The following is a 22140-nucleotide window of genomic DNA, read 5'->3' as shown; positions in this document are numbered from 1 at the left end:
ATTCAGAAAATCCAGCCTATGGCTGGGTTTTTGCTTTTCTGGGAATGGAAATCCGTAGCCCCCATCTCTGGCCTGATTAGCTATAACGGGAAGGCCAGATTTTCTCTGGCGCAACGCCCAGCGCTTCGGCGATCAGCCGCTCATCTTTGGGCCTGGGTCAAAAGCTTACTTAGCTACAGGGAGATTATTACCAGTAATAACGCGTATCACTCCATCTGACGGTTCGCTAGCCTCGACAAGTGAATCCAATATCTCCGCCATGAACTTTTTCATCACTGACAACAACAATTCCTTCGCCAATTTTAGCATTTTTTCTTTTTCGGTTTCTTTATTCTTAAATACTGTTTCCGACTCTTGTTCATAATCATAAATTAATACTCAGTACATCATGACTGATGGTAGTTATCGGGGTAACAGAGCACATACTTTAAAATAATTATTCATACTGTGTTATTACGGAAAGATTTTAACCTAATGCGTGTCAGTCAGGCACGCAGATAAAAAATAACCGGGGACAAAAGTTAAACAAAATGCTGTTAGCCGGAAGTATCAGTATTGTTCTGTTGTCCGCTACAGTCAGTCCGGTATGGACAGACGATAATGCCAGTGCAGCGTCCTGCTTTTTTACCTGTATGTTGAATAACCATTTCAATAAATCATTATAGAATCACATCTGTTTATTATTGCCTGATCCGGGGTGAGTCTTTATGAAAAGTCGTTATTTACTATTTTTTCTACCACTGATCGTAGCTAAATATACATCAGCAGCAACAATGCAACCCTTTCATTCTCCTGAAGAATCAGTGAACAGTCAGTTCTACTTACCACCACCGCCAGGTAATGATGATCCGGCTTTCCGCTATGATAAGGAGGCTTATTTTAAGGGCTATGCGATAAAGGGTTCCCCACGATGGAAACAAGCTGCTGAGGATGCAGATATAAGCGTGGAAAATATAGCCAGAATATTCTCGCCAGTAGTGGGTGCTAAAATTAATCCCAAAGATACGCCAGAAACCTGGAATATGTTACAGAATCTTCTGAAAATGGGCGGCTACTACGCTACTGCTTCGGCAAAAAAATATTATATGCGTACTCGTCCCTTTGTCTTATTTAATCATTCTACCTGCCGTCCTGAAGATGAGAATACTTTGCGAAAAGATGGCTCTTACCCTTCCGGGCATACTGCTTATAGTACACTTCTGGCATTAGTATTATCCCAGGCCAGACCGGAACGCGCGCAGGAGCTCGCCAGACGAGGATGGGAGTTCGGGCAAAGCAGAGTGATATGCGGTGCTCACTGGCAAAGCGATGTTGATGCTGGCCGTTATGTGGGAGCAGTAGAGTTTGCAAGGCTGCAAACAATCCCGGCTTTTCAGAAGTCACTGGCAAAAGTCCGTGAGGAGCTGAACGACAAAAATAATTTATTGAGTAAAGAAGAACGCCCCGAACTTAATTACTGAAGGTGAAAGTCTTCCCGCAAACTGGCCACAGCAAATGAAAGGAAGTGCAACTGCGTAGGGGCGACCGGGCGTGGAGAACGCCTTTGGTTTCCCCGATTCGCATGAATTCAACGTCCCCGTTTGCAGTCCGTCCAGACCGTCATGACGTCGTTGTCCGGCTGAAGCGGTAAAACCGGTCTGGCTCACTGACTATCCACAGCGAATTCCGGCCATCAGAAGCTAAGGGATGCGTTCTGGAGTTTAAACACTCTCCACCAAATCCCCCAACGTCACCATCAACATCATCGGATCCATCGGCGACGGTACAAACCCCACCCACTGATAAAATTCCCGCGCTTCATCCGACAGGGCGTGAACCAGCATCCCACGAATGCCGATAGTCTCCGCCACCTGAATAACCCGCAGCCCTGCGTCGCGTACCAGCGCCCGAGCGACGCCCTGCCCATGAAGCGATTTATCCACCGCCAGACGCCCCAATACCACAACCGGAATCGGGTCAGGCATATTGCGACGAAAGCGACCGGGGGAGGTATTCGTCGTGACCGCGCTGGACGCCAGCGAGTAATAGGCCAGTACGTTCGAATCGCTGCCACAACACACAAAGGTACGGGACGCGCCAGTGGTCTGATTTTTCATCGCCCGCTGTTTCAGCCAGTTATCTATAGAATCCACACCGCAGCAAAACGGAGTAAGAATATGTCCGGCATGAAGCGGCTCAGGGGTGGAGATCATTTTTCCTGCTCCCACGGCGCAGGGGTCTGCATGGTTTTACGCAGTGCGGCATTAGGTGAAGGTGTTTGATCCAAACGAACGAGAAATTCCTGATAAGCCTCTGGATCGGCCATAATGATGCGTTGTTCGATAAGCACTTCTTCTGCGGCAGCACGGGCAGCTTCCAACACAAAGTCTGTGCGGTTTTTCCCTCTGGCTTTCGCCGCTCGATCAATAAGATCGCGCTCGGCGGGTTTGATACGCAGGTTCAGAGTTTCACGTTTCATCGCCATACTGTTTGCGGCTGGCATAGTGTTGTCCTCTTGTACTTCTGTGGATATTAAGTATACAACACGCGTAACGCAGATGTCATTACGATAAATTTAGAAGGAATGGAACCGGAGTAGCGAACCGAAAGGTTTTCTACTCATTTATAGATTCAGTACCAGGCTGTGCGCTGGCATTCGCTGTGAGTGATTCCTCCTCGGGGCCGACGCAGCAAAAGATTCAATACTGCCGCGCCAAAACACGCAACATTATATAATCAGAAAGCATAAACCTAACGGATACGCACAGTAAGAACCTCAATAACGTGTTACATCGTTTTTCATAAAGCCAACCATACGATTGAATGTTTCCCCTCCCCCTCAAACTTCCGGATATTGTTACACCGTCTACCCGCCGCAGTATATATTTACCGCGTTGTATGCCTTTCCTGGCCGAGATCGTTAATATTTACCTCCAAGATAAACCTTATCACAAATTAACATCAGATCTTATACCTCATGCTAACTACCCCCATGAAATTAAAGAGCTATTCTCTAAAAGAATAAGGGTAATTATTACTTAATTCAAATTTTAAAGAGATAATTTGATAATAACATGAGCCAATTCTTGTATATTTCCATCTTTTTTTTATACGCGACATAGTTTTTTAACGATACTATAATAGGTAGAAATGCAATATAAAATAGCATTTTCCATAGAAAATGAAAAGATCGCCACCTGATACCTTAAGTTCGCAAATAATTATATAGCTATATATTAGTTTTCTTTTGAAATATTTTTCAGAATAATTTTTGATTTACACGCACATTTAATAAAAGGAAATTATCATGCTAAAGGTGTTTAATCCCTCACCTGTCCAGGTGGGGAGCATTGAATGTTTACAATCAGCGCAAAACTGGCAGAGGAAATCCTTATCACTTCAGGGATTAAATTTACTGCAGTCCGTACTCATCAAGCTCACCACGGGTAAAATTTCAATTACGACATCGTCCGGGGAGTATATTACGGCATCAGGGCCAATGTTAATATTTTTAGCTAAAGATCAAACCATTCATATCACTATGGAAGAGACTCATGAACAGTTAAATTATAATTTAATTGAATTAGATTCAGCGTCAATAAAAAATGCTTATAATTTTTTTCTGTATGAACATGCAGACTTTTCGGCCCCATTAACAAAACCGACGACAAAACATCTGTTAGCGCCAATAGAAACAGGCGTAGCAAGAGTATTCAACCTCTTACACTCTTCAAATAAAAGCCAGAAATTATCCCAAGATAAAAAGGAATATTTAATAAGATTTCTGCTTTCAGAGTTCATCTATGAACCTGAAGCATTTGCTCTCTTCAGAGAACTATCGCAAAATACATTAGCCGAAAACATCTATAATATTATTATAAGCGACATAAGTCGAAAATGGGCGCTCAAGGATATTTCTGACTCACTCTATATGAGTTGTTCCACATTAAAAAGGAAATTGAAACAAGAGCACACCTCATTCAGTGAAGTTTACCTTAATGCGCGAATGAATAAAGCGACAAAACTTCTACGCAATAGTGAATATAATATTACTCGAGTGGCTTATATGTGTGGTTATGATAGTGCTTCTTATTTTACATGCGTTTTTAAAAAACATTTCAAAACTACACCATCGGAATTTTTAGCGTTTTTATCCTCCTCTCGTCATCAATATGTTAATTGAGATATCTGACAATGCAGTATAAGAACAAAGCAAAACATATTAATATAAGAGATGGAATTCTGTTGCTCGCTAAAAAATTCGATCTAACATTGAGCGAGAAAAAAGTTATTTATTACGTGGCTGCAGGATTATCTGTTAAAAGTTGCTCAAATTTATTAGATCGAAATATAAAAACGATTTCAACACAAAAGAGATCAGCCTATAAAAAAATGGATATTACTACTGATGTTGAATTAATCCATTTGATGCTGAATGAGTTTTACATATCAGTCGATATTACGTAATTTTTTCTAAAATGTTGCTAGAATGGTAGGCAAGGCAACTCTGGATATCATCTTCAGAGATCGTTCCGCAAACGCTATGGATAATTCTTCGCTGTCTATCGGCTGGCTGACGATAGACTCTACACCGCCAGTACGTTCCATGAAGAATAATAGTGATATTGGCGCCGGAGGCGATAATATCACTAACATCAATACACCGACCTTTTATTGGGTCGCTTAGAAGCTCACGCAACAATTAAGCTGACTATTGATACACAACCGTCCGCCGAACCAACGTTGGGATCGACTGTTAGCAGTCTGGATAATACCGTCAGCCTTAAGGGAGTCGTGGAGGCGCATCAGGATATTCAGGTGAAGGTCACGGTCGACGATACGGACTACACCGCCAGTGTCGATAACGATACCGGTAACTGGCATGTTTCTGTTCCGCAATCCGCTATTCTGTCGGGGGAGAATCAGTATACCATAACGGCCACCGATCCCGCCGGTAATAGCGCCGCCGCCAGTGTAACATTTACAGGTACATCGCCCACGGAAAATCCGGTCAACAAGAGTTCCGGCGTAGATGAAATGATTATGCCTGATAACTAAACATCACCATGCGAGGTCTCTTCGGAGGCCTCCTGAAAAAACAGAATAATATTCATTGTCTGTTAATTATTACAGAGAGAGTTAATTTATAAAAAAAAGCGGCAGACTACGCTGCCGCAAATATGAGGAGGACAATTACCGTTACGCTACACCACAAAGTAATCCGTTACTGAGGTAAGTAAAACATAAATATCCCCAACAATGAATCAACAAATCAAGCAATCGTCAAATCATGGTATTAACAACCTTGTTCTGTTTTAGCATGCTGTGACAGTAAAAATAGATTTTAGTCATTCTGTATATCACACGAAAATTTATAAAACAGATTTGGTTCACTCACAATATACAAATTATTTTCATTATCCATGGCAATCCCTTCTGGTTGGGGTATATCGTCTCTGAGCCCTGACCACTCCGCCGTCAGGAACAATCGATCGCGCACCCGCCACTCGGAACTGACCTCCAGAATCATTTTTGACTCGTCCGACAACACCAGCAGCGAATCCGTTGGGGCATGGTATTCAAGTCCGGAGACATCGCTCACACTCGCAGTGATGGCAGAAGGCAACGCTCTGGTGATACCATTTTTGCTCATCTCTACTTCTTTGATCATAATGGGTTTTCTTTCTTTTGCGGCATATAATCTCTCATTTTTCGCATCCCATGCCGTACCTTCCAGCCCTTTATTTTTTGCTTTGTCATAGCCCTCAAGCTTCACCATGGAGATTATCTGCATAGCGCCGCGCTGAATATCCACCTGTGTTTTATAGACCGCGCCATCTTTCTCACTGCCTATCTGGAACTGGTTGCCCCCACTCCATGCAATAGACTCCGGGTCGTGGATGCCCTGCAGCGGCATCCGCCCTACCAGCTGCCCTTCTGTCGTTAACCAGACCAGTTCAGGGGGATTATTAATAACGGCGAAAAGCATCCTGTCTTCGGCGGAGTAGGTCAAACCTGAAAGGTTACTCTTAACTCCTGCGACTGGTTTTTGCTGAATAACCGCTTTATAGCTACTCAGTGCTAGCGCCGAGGGTTTATCACCATATTTGAGGATCAGTTGATAAACATAGCGTATATCGTCCCTGACCATAAATAAAATCACGCCCAAGAGTACAACCACAATAACGCGTTTTAGTAATCTCATAAAAAATCCATAGCAGATCGCGTCACGACTGATGTCGTAACGCATTTCTTAAAAATAAAGCCGATGTCCGATAGAATCGTTATTCGGTTATGGCGAGCGCCATTAGCATAGGCAAAATGAAATAGTGAGGGTTATCACAAAAAGCCCGATTTTAATCACTAACGTACCCTTTTTGTAAATTGACATAATCAAGAGGAGGGTAGTTTCGGCTAATTATTTAAATAGTACGTCTGCAAATTCGCCCCTGTATGCAGGGCAAATGACAAAAAGTGATAATTAATGAGATGTAACACCGTAATTTGATCTGCTATTGCTGCTCCCACTTCTATTCAACCGGGCAGCAAAAAAATGAAACTCAACCTTATTACCGTCAGCCTGGCTACGCTCGTTGCCGCTGGCGCATTCCCGGCCCATGCCGGTCCTCAGGCGCATGTCGTGTGCGGCTATCACCACACGCTGGGCGATGACGCGATTATGATGTTTGGTAAAGCGAATCAGGCGATGTGGCATGACTTTTTTGGCAACACCCACACCGACGCGGTCTCTACCTACCAGACGTTGCGCGCGCAACCCGATACCACCTGTGATAATAAAGCCGACAGCTCCGGTTACTGGGCACCGTCCATGAAATTACCCGATGGTGAAATCGTAAATCCGGCCTACCAAAAGACCTATTATCAATCCACAAATGTAGCGCAATATCCGCTCCATCCATTCCCGGCCGGGCTGGAGTTACTGGCAGGCGATCATCACGGTACTGGCCCCAGTTCCGCAATCACCTTTTTATGTGCCAACGGCAAAGGTTACACCAACAAGGTAGGCGAAATATGCGGCCTGCGTAAAGCGGGCGATGCCGTCCAGTTTAATATCGGGATCGCTTTCCCCAACTGTTGGGATGACGTCAACCTGAAACCGACACATAGCCACAATAATGCTATCTATGCCGACCACGGGAAATGTTCCGCAGACTATCCGGTTAAAATCCCGACGGTTAATATGAACATCGCCTGGGTACTCCCGCAGATCTCCTCGCTGGATACGTCCAAAGTGGAATTGTCGATGGACCCGGTAATGCATGGCGAAACCCGGGAAGAGCGCTGGGGAAGTATTTATACCGCCCATGCCGATTTTATGAATGGCTGGACGGAAGATGGCGCGCAGTTTATGACGGATCTGTGTATGAATCAGGGACTGGATTGCGGCACTGCGGTTCCTTACGCCTACAGTAAAGCGGAAGAAAATACCTGGGTAAGCAGCGAAGACGACAAGCCTCATGCCAGCGTCGATACGTTGTACGTACAGGATGACTGGACAAATGGCGGACGCACGCAGCACCCGGAAACGCTCACGCTGGTGAAATTTAAGATCCCGCCCCTGCCTGCCAATATGGACGCTTCGCTATTCAAATACCGTATTCGCCTTTTTGGCGGCAAAACGGAAACGAACGGCGCCGATCAAATTTTCTTTTACCCGACCAGCAGTGACTGGCACGCCAGTAGCGTGTCATGGAACAATAAACCGGCGATCAATTACCGTTCCGATGCCGTATTATATCTAAACCATTCACATGAGTATCGCATGGTTGATGTCGATAAAGCGGTGCGCAAAGCGCTAGCGGAAGGGAAAACGGAAATATCCTGGTATATCGGCGGCGACCGTCAGGGAAATCACTACGATTTCATGCCAGCGGACTCAAAACAGAGCCTGGTGCTGATGCTGACCGGTTTCAAAAAGACGCCGGAGCTGTAATAGTAAACTGTGCCCGCTGACGCAACAGCGGGCACGATGGCGACACAAGCATTACGGCACGTCGTCAAAACCTGACCAATACCTTAGAAAAACAACCGTTTCTTCTCAGGTTGTAGCCCCTGTTGCTGCTGAACATCCTGCAGATAACAGGTCGCTACGATGGCAAGCCGGGCATAGAAGGCGCTAACGGTATTGCGTTGCAGCAATTCCAGATAGCGGAATCCCCAGGGTAGCAGATGCGCCTCCAGTAACCGGTTGGCCGCCACGTTGTCGCCTTGCGCCAGCAGATCGCTACAGGCTAATAGCATCAGGCCAAACTGATCTTCCGGCTCGCGTTCACGGTCAGTGAATACCATTCCCTGCGACTGTAAAAAAGCTCGATAATCGGCGGTGGTTTCCCCCATCAGCAAATTATCTTTTTCCAGATAGACCGATCCCCAGGGCGGGACGGGCATCTTTCCCTGGCCTTCAAACAATACGGAAAATTGCCATGTAAGCGCATCATCATCCGGTAGCGACCATGACGCGCACAGTGATTCAATATGTCCGCGATCGCGCCAGGGGTAAAGCTCAGGCAACGTTGGCAAACAATCGAACAACGCTTTCACCTCCGGCCTCTCAGGGGAGTAGTAAAACAGTGCGCCGAGGATACGCGGCAAAACAGCACGGGAAGGCATAGCAATAGCTCCTGAAATATTTCGCCTGATGACGCTACGCTTATCAGGCTTACATGGCACAAGCCGGGCAAAAACTACATTGGCAGCGTCCACAGATTGTAAAACGCAATCCTACCCGCCAACTCCGCCGCGATAACCACCACAGCCGTCATGGCCAGCACCGTAGCACTCGATTTCAGGCGCGCGCAGACCACCACCCCGACCACGCCCGCCGCCAGCAATACCGCCTGGGCGGTAAACCAGCTATGCTGCGCGGCGGTCAGAGCGCTATCGGCGCTCATCAGCGTCGCCATATAGCCCGGGCGCAGACAAAAGCTCACCAAAATCGCCAACACGCTGACCAGTAGCCCCAGACGGCGCACGCCAAACAATGCCGCCAACGCGCCGCCGCCAATCAACGGCGTCAATATCATCATTGCCGTGGTGTAAGATGAACGCCAGGTCGCCACCGTCGGCAGTTGGTAAATCTGCGGAACGGCGTATAAGAAGACCACCCCGACTATCGCCGCCAACCAGACCAACGCGTTACACAGCGGCGTCGCACGGTTCAGCAATAAACCGAGCGCCCCCAGACCGCCGAGCGCCACAAAAGCCGCCGACAAGACAATCTCGTTACTCATCGGCGAATGTCCGACGCGCAGCAGCATATTCAGCGCACGCAACGGTTGCCCGACGTGGAAGGTACCGACAACGACGCCAATCCCAAACAGGCACATCACCGAGAACAGACCGATAGCCTTACGCCGCGGCGCGACCAGCCCCATTGCGCCGCCAATCAGCAGCAGAATAAACGCGCCGACCGCGCTCTGGGTAAAGACCGTAAAAAAGACCAGCGGTAACTCATGCATGGCGCACCTCCCGAATGTTCATGATTGCGCCTTCCGTATCGCCCGTGGGTCTCGCTTTCGGATGCGGTTTAATAATGAGGTTAGGATGGGTGAACGACGCCGAAGGCAGCGGCGCGATTTGATTCTCCGTGCCATATTTTGCCCGTAATTCATCGACAGGGCCGAAATCCAGCGCTCGCTGCGGGCAAGAATCCACACAAATGGGGCGCAGATTGTTCTCCAGTCAGTCAAGACAACCGTCGCATTTACGCATCACGTTTGCCTGCGTATCAAACTGCGGCGCGCCGTAGGGGCAGCGCATTTCACAATAGCGACAGCCGACGCATACGCTGTCATCCACCACGACCAGACCATCTTCTTTGCGTTTATGCATCGCCCCGGTCGGACAGCCGGAGACACATACCGGCTCATCGCAATGGTTACAAGCAATAGAGAGGTAGTAGGTAAAGGTGTCGTGATGCCAGCTTTCCCCCTCTTTCACCCAGCTTCCGCCGCCATATTCATAGACGCGGCGCAGTTTCGGGCCGACATCCAGATCTTTATTATCCTTGCAGCTTACCTGGCAGGTTTTACAGCCTGAACAGCGCGAGGAGTCAACATAAAAGCCACACTGTTTCATCGTACATCACTCCTTAAGCGCGTTTAATTTCAACCAGATTGGTATGCTGCGGATTGCCTTTCGCCAGCGGCGAAGGGTGATGGCTGGTCAGCGTATTGATACAGCCGCCGACATCAACACCGTTGCCGTCAAGCCGCGTCCACGCGCCCTGCGGCATCGCCGCCACGCCGGGTAAAATGCGCTGGGTAACTTTACAGGGAAGCTCCACCACGCCGCGGTCATTGAATACATGCACCCGATCGCCGGACTTCAGTTGGCGGGCGCTGGCGTCAATCGGGTTAATCCAGACTTCATCCGGCACCGCCTCATGCAGCATCAGCACATTGCTGTAGGTCGAGTGGGTATGCCCTTTGGTATGGAAACCGCTTAACTGCAACGGATACTTCGCCGTCAATGCTTTGTTAAGGTGCGACTCTTTCGCTGGACAAAATTCCGGCAATGCGGGAATTCGCTCGCCTTCTGGCAACGTCCACGCTTGCGCCAGATCCGCCAGCGCCTAGGAGTAAATTTCAATTTTGCCCGACGGCGTGGAGAGTGGATTAGCCTCGGCGTCGGCGCGGAAATCAGCAAACGCAAGGCTCTGCTGCTCGGTAGCGATACGCTGGTCAATCACGCCCATCTCTTTCGCCACGCTCCACTCCGGCAGGTATGGACGTTTTTCACGGATCTGCTGATAGTGCATCTCCGCCCACTGCGCCTGAGTTCGGCCCTCGGTATATTGCTCGCGCAGTCCAAGATGCCCGGCGATATCCGCGCAGATGTCATACGTGCTGCGCACTTCCCACATCGGTTTAACGGTTTTCTGAATCGCAATCATATAGTTATGCGATCCTGCCGCATAGGAGCTGTCCACCAGGTCTTCCGCCTCAAGATAGCTGGTCTCCGGCAACAGCAGATCCGCATACATCGCGCTGGGCGTCATATGGTTTTCAATCACGATAATGGTTTCACACAGCGATTCATCCGCGAGAATTTGACGGGTGCGGTTTGTTTCGCCGTGCTGATTAAGCAAAGTATTACCGGCCTGGTTGAAAAACAGCTTAATCCCGGTTTTTAGCCTGTCCGCGCCTTTTACGCCCATTGTCGTCGCGGTCATTTTCTCCGGATGCTGAATGGCGTCCGTCCACAGATAGCAAGGAATAGAGGTTGTGATCGGATTCTTACCGACAGGCAACAATGGCACGCCATACGGCGTACCGTAAGGCCAGTTGCCATTATTGGTGCCGGGCCGCCCGAAGTGGCCGGTTAACGCTGGCAGCGTCTGAATAGCACGCACGGTTTGTTCGCCGTTGGCATGACGCTGCGGCCCCCAGCCCTGGCAAATATAGCAGGCGCGCGCGAGGCGATTTCGCGCGCCAGTTGGCGAATACGCGTTGCCGGAATTCCGGTGATATCCGCCGCCCATTCCGGGGTTTTCGCGATACCGTCATCGCCCGTGCCAAGAACATAATCTTTATAGCTGGCGTTAGGCGCAGCCGTGTCCGGCAAGGTGCTACGGTCATAGCCGACGCAATAGCGGTTTACCAGCGCCTCGTCGAGAAGCTGTTCGGTAATCAGCGTATGCGCTATGCCGGCGACTAGCGCGGCGTCCGTGGTTGGGCGAATCGGTAGCCATTCGGCGTGTTCGGTAATCACCGAATCGGTATAGCGCGGATCGATAATAATGACTCGGGCTTTCGAGGTCTCCAGCGCCCGGCGCAGCTCTTCAACCTGACCGCCGCCGGACATCCGCGTTTCTGAGAGATTCAGGCCAAATAGCACCACCAGATCGGAATGCGCGATCTGCGTAAAATGGCTACCGACATAATCACCGTGGGTATAAGGCGTGGCGGCGGCGATTTGCGCCGTGGAATAGGTGTTGTGATAATTTAAATAACCGCCGGTGAGATTTAGTAATCTTATCCAGGCGGGTCTACCCTGCGTGTGATAATACGCGCCGGATTGATAATTATAATAAATAGCTTCCCGGCCATATTTTTCGCTAACGCGCGTTAATTCCGCCGCAATAAAGGCTGTGGCCTCATCCCATGAAATACGTTTAAATTTTCCTTCGCCGCGTTTTCCCACTCTTTTCATCGGATACTTAATGCGATCCGGGCTATAAACGCGCCAGCGACTGGAACGCCCGCGCAGGCAGGGACGAATCTGATGCTCGCCGAATACCGCGTCATCTTTCGCGTCTTCCGGTTCAATACGCACAATGCGATCATTTTTCACGATAACCTTAAGCGGGCATCGGCTGCCACAGTTGACCAGACAGGCGCTGTGCCTGACGGTTTCGCCGTTGGCATCCTTCGGTATCGGGGTATCCTGCGCCTGGGCAGTGGTAGCAAAAGGCAGCGTAATCGCCTGACTTAGCGTCACCGCCGCCCCTACTTTTGCAGTAGCGACAATAGCATCACGTCGGGTTATGGTTGTGTTCAGCCATTTTTTATTTCCATTTTTTATTTCTCACATTGCTTCCATAATTATTAATAATATGTAATGAAAACTAATCATAATAGATTAAATATTAGCGCTGATTGATTGTGATCAAACGCATTCTGAACGTCAGTAAAAATAAAATGTGATACCGCATACGTTATTATAAAAATTAATGAAAAATTATTTTATGTAATTCTGATGAAAATAAATTACCCATCACGGTATCCGGCGATATTAATTAACGACATGAGCAGGTAGCGCCCCCTGCAAGACTAGACGGGCTTTTCAACACTGGAGCAACATCGCCTATGCCTTTGAATTAGACGCCTCATCAGGGATAATAACCTTACGATTCGTCCGCTCAGGTCCACTATGAAACACTCCCTGCCATGCCGGGCGTTACGCAAACGCCCCATGAAACTCGGCACTACCGTCATTCTGATGGTCAGCGCCGTTTTGTTTTCGGTGCTCGTTGTGGTCCATCTGATCTATTTTTCGCAAATCAGCAGCATGACGCGCGACGCGCTGGCAGATAAAGCGCTGGCGGTGGCTCGCTCGCTGGCGGACTCTCCGGCAATTCGCGAGGGGCTGAAAAAACCGCCTGCGGAAAGCGGCATTCAGCCGCTCTCCGAAGCGGTGAGCCAGCATAATGGCTTTTTGTTTATTGTGGTGACCAATATGCAGGGCATCCGTTATTCGCACCCAGAAACGCAGCGAATCGGTCAACCGTTCAAAGGCGATGACATTCTGCTCGCACTGCAGGGAAAGGAAAACGTTGCCATTAATCGCGGCTTTCTTGCCAAAGCGCTGCGCGTTTTCACACCGGTTTATGATGAACACCACCGACAGATCGGCGTGGTAGCGATTGGCCTGGAACTCAGTCACGTTACGCAGCAGATCAACAATAGCCGCGGCAGTATTATCTGGTCCATTCTGTTCGGCGCTCTGGTGGGATTATTAGGCACCTATGCGCTGGTCAAGGTGCTAAAACGTATCCTGTTTGGCCTCGAACCCTATGAGATCTCAACCCTGTTTGAACAACGCCAGGCGATGCTGCAGTCAATCAAAGAGGGCGTAATCGCCGTAGATGGTAGCGGCGAAGTCACGTTGATTAACCACGCGGCGCAGGCGCTGCTCGATTATCGAAAAACACAGGATGACGCCAGATTATCCACCCTGAGTCATGCCTGGCCGCAGGTGGTGGACATTAGCGAAGTGTTGCGTGACGGTACGCCGCGCCGCGATGAAGAGATTATCGTCAAAGGCCGCCTGCTGCTGGTGAATACCGTTCCGGTGCGCAGCAACGGCGAAATTATCGGCGCGATATCCACCTTCAGGGATAAAACAGAAGTTCGCCAACTGATGCAGCGGTTAGACGGGATGGTGAACTACGCGGATGCGCTCCGTGAACGATCCCACGAATTCATGAACAAATTACATGTGATTCTGGGATTATTGCACCTGAAGAGTTATAAGCAGCTTGAAGCGTATATTATCAAGACGGCCAATAACTATCAGGAAGAGATCGGTTTGCTGCTGGGTAAAATAAAGTCGCCGATTATCGCTGGCTTTTTGCTCAGTAAGATTACCCGCGCCTCTGATTTCGGGCACAGCCTGGTGATAAGCAGCGACAGCCAGTTACCGGATAATAACAATGAAGATCAGGTTACGGTGCTGATTACGGCGCTGGGTAATTTGATTGAAAACGCGCTGGAAGCGTTGAGCCAGGAATCCGGCGGCGAAATCAGCGTCTCGTTACACTACCGTCATGGCTGGCTGCATTGCGAAGTGAGCGATGACGGTCCGGGTATCGAACCTGAGCGCATCGAGGCGATTTTTGAAAAAGGCGTCTCGTCGAAAGGCGCCGAACGCGGCGTCGGTTTAGCGCTGGTTAAACAGCAGGTTGAAGCGCTTGGCGGCGTAATTTCCGTGGAGTCCGAGCCTGGGATCTTCACACAATTTTTTGTACAGTTACCCTGGGATGGAAAAAGGACCAGCCTATGATCAATGTATTAATTGTCGATGACGATGCGATGGTCGCGGAGTTAAATCGCCGCTATGTCGCGCAAATCTCCGGTTTTCATTGTTGTGGAACCGCTTCGACGCTGGAAAAAGCGAAAGAGTTTATCTTCAACAGTGAAAATCACATTGACCTAATCCTGCTGGATATCTATATGCAGCAGGAAAACGGATTGGATCTGCTGCCTGTCCTGCACAGCGCAGGCTGCAAAAGCGACGTTATTGTCATTTCTTCTGCCGCTGACGCCGCCACCATTAAAGATTCGCTTCACTACGGCGTGGTGGATTATCTGATCAAGCCTTTTCAGGCCACGCGCTTTGAAGAAGCGTTGACCGGCTGGCTACGTAAGAAAACGGCGATGGAAAAACGCCAGTATTACGAACAGTCTGAGCTTGACCTGCTCATTCACGGTAATTCATCCAGCGAGCAGGAGCCTCGTCGGCTGCCAAAAAGGCTGACCCAGCAAACGCTACGCACCTTATGCCAGTGGATTGATGCGCATCAGGAGCAGGAATTTTCTACCGACGAGTTAGCCAACGAAGTGAATATCTCGCGCGTCTCCTGCCGTAAATATCTCATCTGGCTGGTGAATTGCCATATCTTGTTTACCAGTATTCATTACGGCGTGACCGGCAGGCCGGTTTACCGCTACCGCGTTCAGCCGGAACATTACTCTTTACTGAAACAATATTGTCAGTAAGGATACCGCATAAAGCCGACGCGAAGCGTTATATCTTGGTAACATTTATTATAACAATGCCAATAAAAACGCTATCACATTAATAACAAACCTGGGAAATTGTGTCAGATCAAATATACTCAACCCAGGCCTGTTAACGTTATTTTCTATTATTACAGCGCTATGCGCTGTTTTTAATTTCAAAACGATAACAAAAGTTAATTAAGTATTATCCCATGCCGAGAGTGTGTATTTTTATTAAAAAAGGGATTTGTCCGGAATTTTCCTGACACTTAAATAAAATTATGTTTGTAGCAATGGAGCTTGTGCTACGCCTATGGACAATACGTATATTGGTGAGCAGATACGCGTCTCCACACGCCATACTAATAATTTAAAAAAATGGCGTGACAATGATCACATAAGTCACATTCTGTTCAATTTATCTCGTGATTTACCTGATGGCGAGACACAAAAATTAAATAATAAACGCCTGTTTTTAAAACAGACAAATCATAATTTACTGCTCTCGCTGACTCCACCTGCCCATCGCCAGAGGGTGCTTCCCTCTGAACATCACCATCGCAAGAAAATAATTACTTAAAGCAACTCTGTAAAAAGCTTAATCGTTAATCGTCGCCACTGACGCATTGAATATTCGCCATTTCCTGATGCTCATTCACACAAATCAGAAGATGGCTGTGATCCATTTATCAAAATTGACTGGGTTTATCGCGAGGATAAATAAAAATGTTATTTAGTATACAGCTTCTCATAATATTAATATGTCTGTTTTATGGTGCCCGAAAGGGCGGGATCGCGCTCGGGTTGTTGGGCGGTATCGGTCTGGTCATTCTGGTGTTTGTTTTCCATCTCCAGCCAGGTAAACCGCCCGTTGACGTAATGCTGGTCATTATCGCGGTAGTCGCCGCGTCGGCGACGTTGCAGGCGTCAGGCGGGCTGGATGTGATGTTGCAGATTGCCGAAAAGCTGCTGCGCCGCAACCCCAAATACGTCTCTATTGTGGCGCCGTTCGTCACCTGTACCCTGACGATTCTGTGTGGGACAGGCCACGTGGTTTACACCATTTTGCCGATTATCTATGACGTGGCGATCAAGAATAATATCCGTCCGGAACGTCCAATGGCGGCCAGTTCTATCGGCGCGCAAATGGGTATCATCGCCAGTCCGGTTTCCGTCGCCGTGGTTTCTCTGGTAGCGATGCTGGGCAACGTGACATTTGACGGAAAACATCTGGAGTTCCTCGATCTGCTGTCGATCACCATCCCGTCTACCCTGCTCGGTATCCTGGCAATCGGTATTTTTAGTTGGTTCCGCGGTAAAGATCTGGATAAAGACGAAGCGTTTCAGAAATTTATCTCCGTACCGGAAAACCGTCAGTACGTGTACGGCGATACCGCGACGCTGCTGGATAAAAAACTGCCGAAAAGCAACTGGCTGGCGATGTGGATCTTCCTGGCGGCGATTGCCGTGGTCGCTCTCCTGGGCGCGGACTCCGACTTACGTCCAACCTTCGGCGGCAAACCGTTGTTGATGGTGCTGGTCATTCAGATGTTCATGCTGCTGACCGGGGCACTCATTATCATTCTGACCAAAACCAATCCTGCGTCTATCTCAAAAAACGAAGTTTTTCGTTCCGGTATGATTGCGATTGTCGCGGTATACGGGATCGCCTGGATGGCGGAAACCATGTTCGGCGCGCATATGTCGGAAATTCAGGGCGTGCTGGGCGAAATGGTCAAAGAGTATCCGTGGGCCTACGCCATCGTTCTGCTGCTGGTCTCCAAGTTTGTTAACTCCCAAGCAGCGGCGCTGGCGGCGATTGTTCCCGTCGCGCTGGCTATCGGTGTCGATCCGGCGTATATCGTGGCCTCTGCGCCGGCATGTTATGGCTACTATATCCTGCCGACCTACCCAAGCGATCTGGCGGCGATTCAGTTTGACCGTTCCGGCACAACCCGTATTGGTCGCTTCGTCATTAACCACAGCTTCATTCTGCCGGGTTTGATTGGCGTGAGCGTCTCCTGCGTCTTTGGCTGGATCTTTGCCGCAATGTACGGATTCCTGTAATGGCCGCGCGCGCCGCCCGGCTATGCGCGGCGCGCGACTTAGAGCCTGGCCCATGAGGCTCTTAATACATTTTCTTACTATTAGGCTGGAAGCACATGTCGAAAAAAGAGTTTATCTATCAGGCGCCTTTCCCGATGGGAGAGGACAAAACAGAGTATTATCTGCTCACCTCCGATTATGTCAGCGTCAGTGAATTCAATGGAGAATCTATCCTCAACGTTGAGCCGCAGGCGTTAACGTTGCTGGCTCAGCAGGCTTTCCATGATGCGTCTTTTATGCTCCGTCCTGAACACCAGCAGCAAGTCGCCGCCATTCTCCATGACCCCGAAGCCAGCGAAAACGACAAATATGTGGCGTTGCAATTCCTGAGAAACTCCGAGATCGCCGCCAAAGGCATTCTGCCGACCTGCCAGGATACCGGCACGGCGATTATCATGGGTAAAAAAGGCCAACGCGTCTGGACGGGCGGCGGCGATGAAGCCGCGCTCTCCAAAGGCGTGTTTAATACCTATATCGAAGATAACCTGCGCTACTCGCAGAACGCGCCGCTGGATATGTACAAAGAGGTCAATACCGGCAGCAACCTGCCAGCGCAAATCGATCTCTATGCCGTCGATGGCGACGAGTACAAGTTCCTTTGCGTGGCGAAAGGCGGCGGTTCAGCAAACAAAACGTATCTCTATCAGGAGACCAAAGCGCTGCTCACCCCAGGCAAGCTGAAAAACTTCCTCGTTGAGAAAATGCGCACGCTGGGCACCGCGGCCTGTCCGCCATACCATATCGCCTTTGTCATTGGTGGCACCTCGGCGGAAAGCACGCTGAAAACCGTTAAACTCGCCAGCACCCACTATTACGACGCGCTGCCGACGGAAGGTAACGAGCACGGCCAGGCATTCCGCGATCTCCACCTGGAACAGGAACTGCTGGAAGAAGCGCAAAAACTTGGCCTCGGCGCCCAGTTCGGCGGGAAATATTTCGCCCACGATATTCGCGTAATTCGCCTGCCGCGTCACGGCGCTTCCTGTCCGGTGGGGATGGGCGTCTCCTGCTCGGCAGACCGTAACATCAAAGCGAAAATCAACCGCGAAGGCATCTGGATCGAAAAACTGGAACACAATCCGGGCCAGTATATTCCGCCAGCGCTGCGTCAGGCGGGCGAAGGCGACGCGGTGAAAGTCGATCTTAACCGTCCGATGAAAGAGATCCTCGCCCAGCTATCGCAGTACCCGGTCTCGACTCGCCTGTCGCTGACGGGCACCATTATCGTAGGTCGCGATATCGCCCACGCGAAGCTAAAAGAGCGTATTGAATCCGGCGAAGACCTGCCGCAGTATATTAAAGACCACCCCATCTATTACGCAGGTCCGGCCAAAACCCCGGCAGGTTATCCATCTGGCTCATTAGGCCCCACCACCGCAGGCCGAATGGACTCTTATGTCGATCTACTGCAATCCCACGGCGGCAGTATGATCATGCTGGCGAAAGGCAACCGTAGTCAGCAGGTCACGGATGCCTGTAAAAAACACGGCGGCTTTTATTTGGGCAGTATCGGCGGCCCGGCGGCGGTACTGGCACAGCAGAGCATTAAGCATCTGGAGTGCGTCGAGTATCCGGAACTCGGCATGGAAGCTATCTGGAAAATTGAAGTAGAAGATTTCCCGGCCTTTATTCTGGTGGATGACAAAGGCAACGATTTCTTCCAGCAGATTGTCAGCAAACAGTGCGCTAACTGCGCGAAATAACCTGGCAGGCCCGGCGTTCTCCCGGGCCGCGTTATCGGTTAATTGCCGGATGGCGCTACGCTTATCCGGCTTATCCGGCCTGCACGAGAGACCATGCTCACGCTTTTACATCGCTGGTCGCTACCACAGAAATCGCCGGGCTATCCGGCTGTTCGACGAATGGCGGCGTTTTCCGGTATTTATCCAGCAGGTGGATCTGAATCTTGCGCAGCATATCGCCGTTCAAACGGTAGTAGCGGAAGTAGAGAACCAACGTCATCATGAAAAACAGTACCGGCAGGACAATCATAATAAACTGCATCCCCTGCAGGGTTTGCGCAGACTGCGCCACGTTCGGCGTGTAGCCAATCAGCCCCAGCACCAGAGCGATAAAGAACGCCGCAAACGCCGAGCCGCCCTTCACAACCATCGTCTGTACGGAATAAGCGATACTCTCGCAGCGAATATTGAGCTTAAATTCCCCATAATCGACCGTATCCGCCACCATGATTACCTGAAGCACCCAAAAGAGCGCGGTCCCGATATTCAGGAAAATACCCGCCGCCACGATTAAAGCGGCATTATGGACATCCGCCAACGCCATCGCGAAGAGCCCTGCGCAACTCAGAACGGGCATCACGGAGGCGCCCGCCCACAATATCCGCCGCGATAACATTTTCACCAGCCGGGGGAAGACAATCAGCGTCAGCAGATTCGCCGCGCCGGCGTAAGAAAGGTAATAGGGAAAAAGATCGGCATCGCCAATCACATAGGTGAAGTAGTAGATCGCAAAGCTATTGATAATATTGGAGGCGATGTTATACGCCAGCGCCATTCCCAACAGGCAAGAGAGCTGATCGTTTTTGTATATCAATCCAACGATCGTTTTTAACGTCAGATGTGGGCGGCCCGCCGTTACACCGTTGTCGGAGGAGTACACCTCATGTACGTTGCGTAATGTCACGATAGTCGAGGCGATAAAGAACGCAATCAGTACCAGCGTAAACATCTGAAAGCCGAACCCACGATCCGCCCCGCCAACATAGTTCACAAACGGCAGCGTTATACCGGCAGTGACGAAGCCAGCCAGACTGGCGAAGAAACGCGGGAACGGCACCAGTTGTTCGCGTTCTCGCTTATCAAGCGTAATGGTCGGCACCAGCGACCAAAATGGGATATCCATAATGGTATACGTCATGCCCCACAGGATGTAGGTTACGCAGACAAATACAACCTGCGCGGTTCCCTCAAAAAGATGGGCGCTGAACAGCAGGAAAAGCACCAGCGAATTGGTTAAGGTGCCGATCAATATCCACGGCTTAAATTTCCCCCACCGCGAACGCGTGGCGTTGACAATCCAGCCCATGATGGGATCGTTTATCGCATCCCAAATTCGCGCGACCAGAAAGAGGGTGCCGACGAGGCCGACCGAGAGTCCCACCACATCGGTGTAGTAATACATCAGGTACATATACACAATGCCGATGGCGAAATCCTTACCAAACGCACCGAACCCGTAACTCAGCTTTGTTGTCAGAGAGATGCTCATAGGGTACCGGGTCGCTGTTACCAGCGCCCGCCTTCTGTTAGTAGAGGTTAAACGCCGGATCTGCCGTCCAGCGCGGCTGGAGATTAACGGCGTAACCAGGCCGGAAGCCAGTCGCCATGCGCGGCGATCAGATCGTCAACCAACGCATAGATTTCTTCGATACCCAGCACCGCCGCGGTATGAGGGTCCATCATCGCCGCGTGATACACGCGATCGCGGTTTTCCGTGAGGATGGCTTCGGTCAACAGCGTTTGCACGTTGATGTTGGTCTGCATCATTGCCGCCAGATGGGAAGGGATCGTCCCCACCTTCGTCGGTTGAATGCCGTTGGCATCTACCAGACAAGCCACCTCGACGCAGCTTCCCTGCGGCAGGTTATCAATCAGTCCCTCATTACGCACATTGCCGTAAATCACGCTCGGCTCGCCGGTCCACAGAGCGTTCATAATGGTGCTGGCGTACTCGCGGGACGGTTTGATGTCGATACGCTCGGCGGTTTTATACTCCTCCAGCTCTTTATGCCAGTTCGCCAGTTGTTCTACGCAGCGTTTCGGATATTCATCCAGCGGCACCTTGTAGCGCGCAATCAGATCCTCGCGTCCCGGTTTAATAAACCACGGCGTGTACTCGGCAAAATGCTCTGATGACTCCGTGACGAAGTAGCCCAACTTTTTGAACATCTCATAGCGCACGATGTTCTGGCAGCGTTCATTGCCGTGAATATTGGGCTTCGGCGCCTGTCCGGCGTCATAAGCCGCCAGCAATTCAGGATAGAGATTGACATAAGTCCCGTCAGCCGTTTTGCGCTCCAGTTCCAGGTAAAACGCCATGTGGTTAATGCCGACGCAGCGGTAGCGCAGCGAGGCGGGATCGATATTCAAGTCGCGCGCCAGTTCTTCCGCCGTTCCCTGTACCGAATGGCACAGGCCGACCTGTTTGATATGCGGATAGCGGGCATACATCGCCCAGGTATTCATCGCCATCGGGTTGACGTAATTGAGCATGGTGGCCTTCGGACAGACTTCCGTCATGTCTTCGCAAATCTGCCACAGATGCGGGATGGTTCGCAGCGCGCGCATGATGCCGCCCGGCCCCAGCGTATCGGCGATCGTCTGTTCCAGGCCATGACGCTTACAAACCTCAAAATCGGTCACGGTGCAGGGTTCATAGCCGCCAATCTGAAAGGCGACCACCACGAAATCCGCATCCTGTAGCGCCGCTTTCTGGTGGGTATGGCAGGTAATCCGGCCAGAAGCGCCCGCTGAGTCCATCAGTTTCCGTACCACAATGTGCGACTCTTCCAGCCGGGTTTCGTCAATATCCATCAGGGCGACATGCGCTGACTTTAGCGCCTCGCGGTGAAACACATCGCCGAGGATATTTTTGACGAAAATCGTAGAACCTGCGCCGATAAAGGTAATTTTGGGTGCCGTCATCATGACTCTCCAGAACAGTAGTGAACACCTTCATGGTGGCACGCGTTCCCGGTGAAAACCTCCGTCTTCCCCGATGAGCATTCCCGAAAACTCAGATCGTATGCTGGCGCGCGGGAGATCTGAGTTTTTGGGACAAAATGGCG

Annotated in this window: 17 protein-coding genes and 6 pseudogenes; 13 read left to right on the top strand and 10 right to left on the bottom strand. The window is 50.1% G+C overall.

Going from position 1 to position 22140, the window contains the following annotated elements; genetic code table 11:
- Positions 1-76: 76 nt before the first annotated feature.
- Positions 77-151: pseudogene (locus AAYN39_RS17330) on the bottom strand (helix-turn-helix domain-containing protein); the annotation flags it as partial.
- 379 nt (positions 152-530) lie between these two features.
- Here AAYN39_RS17330 and AAYN39_RS17325 point away from each other — a divergent pair.
- Together AAYN39_RS17325 and AAYN39_RS17320 are read left to right on the top strand one after the other, a co-directional pair.
- A pseudogene (locus tag AAYN39_RS17325) lies at positions 531-608 on the top strand (porin family protein); the annotation flags it as partial.
- Between the two features lie 99 nt (positions 609-707).
- Positions 708-1460: a non-specific acid phosphatase gene (locus AAYN39_RS17320; RefSeq protein ID WP_001785756.1), complete on the top strand. Its 753-nt coding sequence runs from the start codon at positions 708-710 to the stop codon at positions 1458-1460.
- A gap of 240 nt (positions 1461-1700) precedes the next feature.
- On the opposite strand, the gene AAYN39_RS17315 is transcribed toward AAYN39_RS17320, so the two are convergent.
- Together AAYN39_RS17315 and AAYN39_RS17310 are read right to left on the bottom strand one after the other, a co-directional pair.
- Positions 1701-2192 (bottom strand): GNAT family N-acetyltransferase, encoded by a 492-nt coding sequence (locus AAYN39_RS17315; protein ID WP_000626103.1) that lies wholly within the window; start codon positions 2190-2192, stop codon positions 1701-1703.
- A complete protein-coding gene (locus AAYN39_RS17310) occupies positions 2189-2482 on the bottom strand; it encodes a DUF1778 domain-containing protein (RefSeq protein WP_001110456.1) in 294 nt (97 codons plus the stop codon). The genes AAYN39_RS17315 and AAYN39_RS17310 overlap by 4 nt, the downstream gene beginning before the upstream one ends.
- A 316-nt stretch (positions 2483-2798) precedes the next feature.
- Here AAYN39_RS17310 and AAYN39_RS17305 point away from each other — a divergent pair.
- The 5 genes and pseudogenes from AAYN39_RS17305 (at position 2799) to AAYN39_RS17285 (ending at position 5037) form a co-directional block, all read left to right on the top strand.
- Positions 2799-3021 (top strand): annotated as a pseudogene (locus AAYN39_RS17305) (hypothetical protein).
- A 265-nt stretch (positions 3022-3286) separates the two neighbouring features.
- Entirely contained in the window at positions 3287-4162 is an 876-nt protein-coding gene (locus tag AAYN39_RS17300) for an AraC family transcriptional regulator (RefSeq protein WP_000921674.1), read from the top strand.
- A complete protein-coding gene (rtsB, locus tag AAYN39_RS17295; protein WP_001269916.1) occupies positions 4159-4446 on the top strand; it encodes a transcriptional regulator RtsB in 288 nt (95 codons plus the stop codon). Before AAYN39_RS17300 ends, rtsB begins: the two co-directional genes overlap by 4 nt.
- Positions 4447-4468: 22 nt before the next feature.
- A pseudogene (locus AAYN39_RS17290) lies at positions 4469-4685 on the top strand (hypothetical protein).
- Positions 4686-4692: 7 nt separating this feature from the next.
- On the top strand, positions 4693-5037 hold the full coding sequence (locus tag AAYN39_RS17285; RefSeq protein WP_100680417.1) for an Ig-like domain-containing protein: 345 nt from the start codon (positions 4693-4695) through the stop codon (positions 5035-5037).
- A 286-nt stretch (positions 5038-5323) separates the two neighbouring features.
- Here the strand turns inward: AAYN39_RS17285 and AAYN39_RS17280 are convergent, their stop codons facing one another.
- Positions 5324-6229 (bottom strand): YjiK family protein, encoded by a 906-nt coding sequence (locus AAYN39_RS17280; protein WP_001268195.1) that lies wholly within the window; start codon positions 6227-6229, stop codon positions 5324-5326.
- A 303-nt stretch (positions 6230-6532) separates the two neighbouring features.
- On the opposite strand from AAYN39_RS17280, the gene AAYN39_RS17275 reads away from it, so the two are divergent.
- The gene (locus tag AAYN39_RS17275; protein WP_000773796.1) at positions 6533-7933 is read left to right on the top strand and encodes a DUF1996 domain-containing protein; all 1401 of its coding nucleotides are present in this window, start codon (positions 6533-6535) and stop codon (positions 7931-7933) included.
- An 83-nt stretch (positions 7934-8016) separates the two neighbouring features.
- Here AAYN39_RS17275 and AAYN39_RS17270 read toward each other — a convergent pair whose 3' ends face one another.
- The 4 genes and pseudogenes from AAYN39_RS17270 to AAYN39_RS17255 all read right to left on the bottom strand — a co-directional run bounded on the left by AAYN39_RS17270 (position 8017) and on the right by AAYN39_RS17255 (position 12525).
- A complete protein-coding gene (locus tag AAYN39_RS17270) occupies positions 8017-8610 on the bottom strand; it encodes a molecular chaperone (RefSeq protein WP_001682187.1) in 594 nt (197 codons plus the stop codon).
- A 74-nt stretch (positions 8611-8684) separates the two neighbouring features.
- Positions 8685-9458, bottom strand: coding sequence for a dimethyl sulfoxide reductase anchor subunit family protein (locus AAYN39_RS17265; RefSeq protein WP_000544919.1), 774 nt, complete (start codon positions 9456-9458; stop codon positions 8685-8687).
- A pseudogene (locus AAYN39_RS17260) lies at positions 9451-10077 on the bottom strand (DMSO/selenate family reductase complex B subunit). Before AAYN39_RS17260 ends, AAYN39_RS17265 begins: the two are co-directional and overlap by 8 nt.
- A gap of 13 nt (positions 10078-10090) precedes the next feature.
- A pseudogene (locus AAYN39_RS17255) lies at positions 10091-12525 on the bottom strand (DMSO/selenate family reductase complex A subunit).
- A 348-nt stretch (positions 12526-12873) separates the two neighbouring features.
- On the opposite strand from AAYN39_RS17255, the gene AAYN39_RS17250 reads away from it, so the two are divergent.
- The 5 genes from AAYN39_RS17250 to fumA all read left to right on the top strand — a co-directional run bounded on the left by AAYN39_RS17250 (position 12874) and on the right by fumA (position 19033).
- Positions 12874-14505, top strand: a complete 1632-nt coding sequence (locus tag AAYN39_RS17250) for a sensor histidine kinase (RefSeq protein ID WP_000682899.1) — start codon at positions 12874-12876, stop codon at positions 14503-14505.
- On the top strand, positions 14502-15221 hold the full coding sequence (dcuR, locus tag AAYN39_RS17245; RefSeq protein ID WP_000611308.1) for a two-component system response regulator DcuR: 720 nt from the start codon (positions 14502-14504) through the stop codon (positions 15219-15221). Before AAYN39_RS17250 ends, dcuR begins: the two co-directional genes overlap by 4 nt.
- Before the next feature lie 316 nt (positions 15222-15537).
- Positions 15538-15804, top strand: a complete 267-nt coding sequence (locus AAYN39_RS17240; RefSeq protein WP_001767594.1) for a hypothetical protein — start codon at positions 15538-15540, stop codon at positions 15802-15804.
- 146 nt (positions 15805-15950) lie between these two features.
- Positions 15951-17291 carry an anaerobic C4-dicarboxylate transporter DcuB gene (gene dcuB, locus AAYN39_RS17235; RefSeq protein ID WP_000899146.1) on the top strand — a complete coding sequence of 447 codons (1341 nt, stop codon included), beginning with the start codon at positions 15951-15953 and terminating at the stop codon, positions 17289-17291.
- A 95-nt stretch (positions 17292-17386) separates the two neighbouring features.
- Entirely contained in the window at positions 17387-19033 is a 1647-nt protein-coding gene (gene fumA, locus AAYN39_RS17230) for a class I fumarate hydratase FumA (RefSeq protein WP_000037190.1), read from the top strand.
- Positions 19034-19130: 97 nt separating this feature from the next.
- Here fumA and melB read toward each other — a convergent pair whose 3' ends face one another.
- Together melB and melA are read right to left on the bottom strand one after the other, a co-directional pair.
- A complete protein-coding gene (gene melB, locus AAYN39_RS17225) occupies positions 19131-20561 on the bottom strand; it encodes a melibiose:sodium transporter MelB (protein WP_000028072.1) in 1431 nt (476 codons plus the stop codon).
- Between the two features lie 83 nt (positions 20562-20644).
- Positions 20645-22000 (bottom strand): alpha-galactosidase, encoded by a 1356-nt coding sequence (gene melA / locus AAYN39_RS17220; RefSeq protein WP_014341547.1) that lies wholly within the window; start codon positions 21998-22000, stop codon positions 20645-20647.
- Between the last annotated feature and the right edge of the window lie 140 nt (positions 22001-22140).

The organism is Salmonella sp. K21076, from assembly GCF_039650795.1.
GTDB lineage: Bacteria > Pseudomonadota > Gammaproteobacteria > Enterobacterales > Enterobacteriaceae > Salmonella > Salmonella enterica.
Note: the sequence above shows the minus strand (reverse complement) of the source record. Positions and strands in the feature narration are given on the sequence as shown.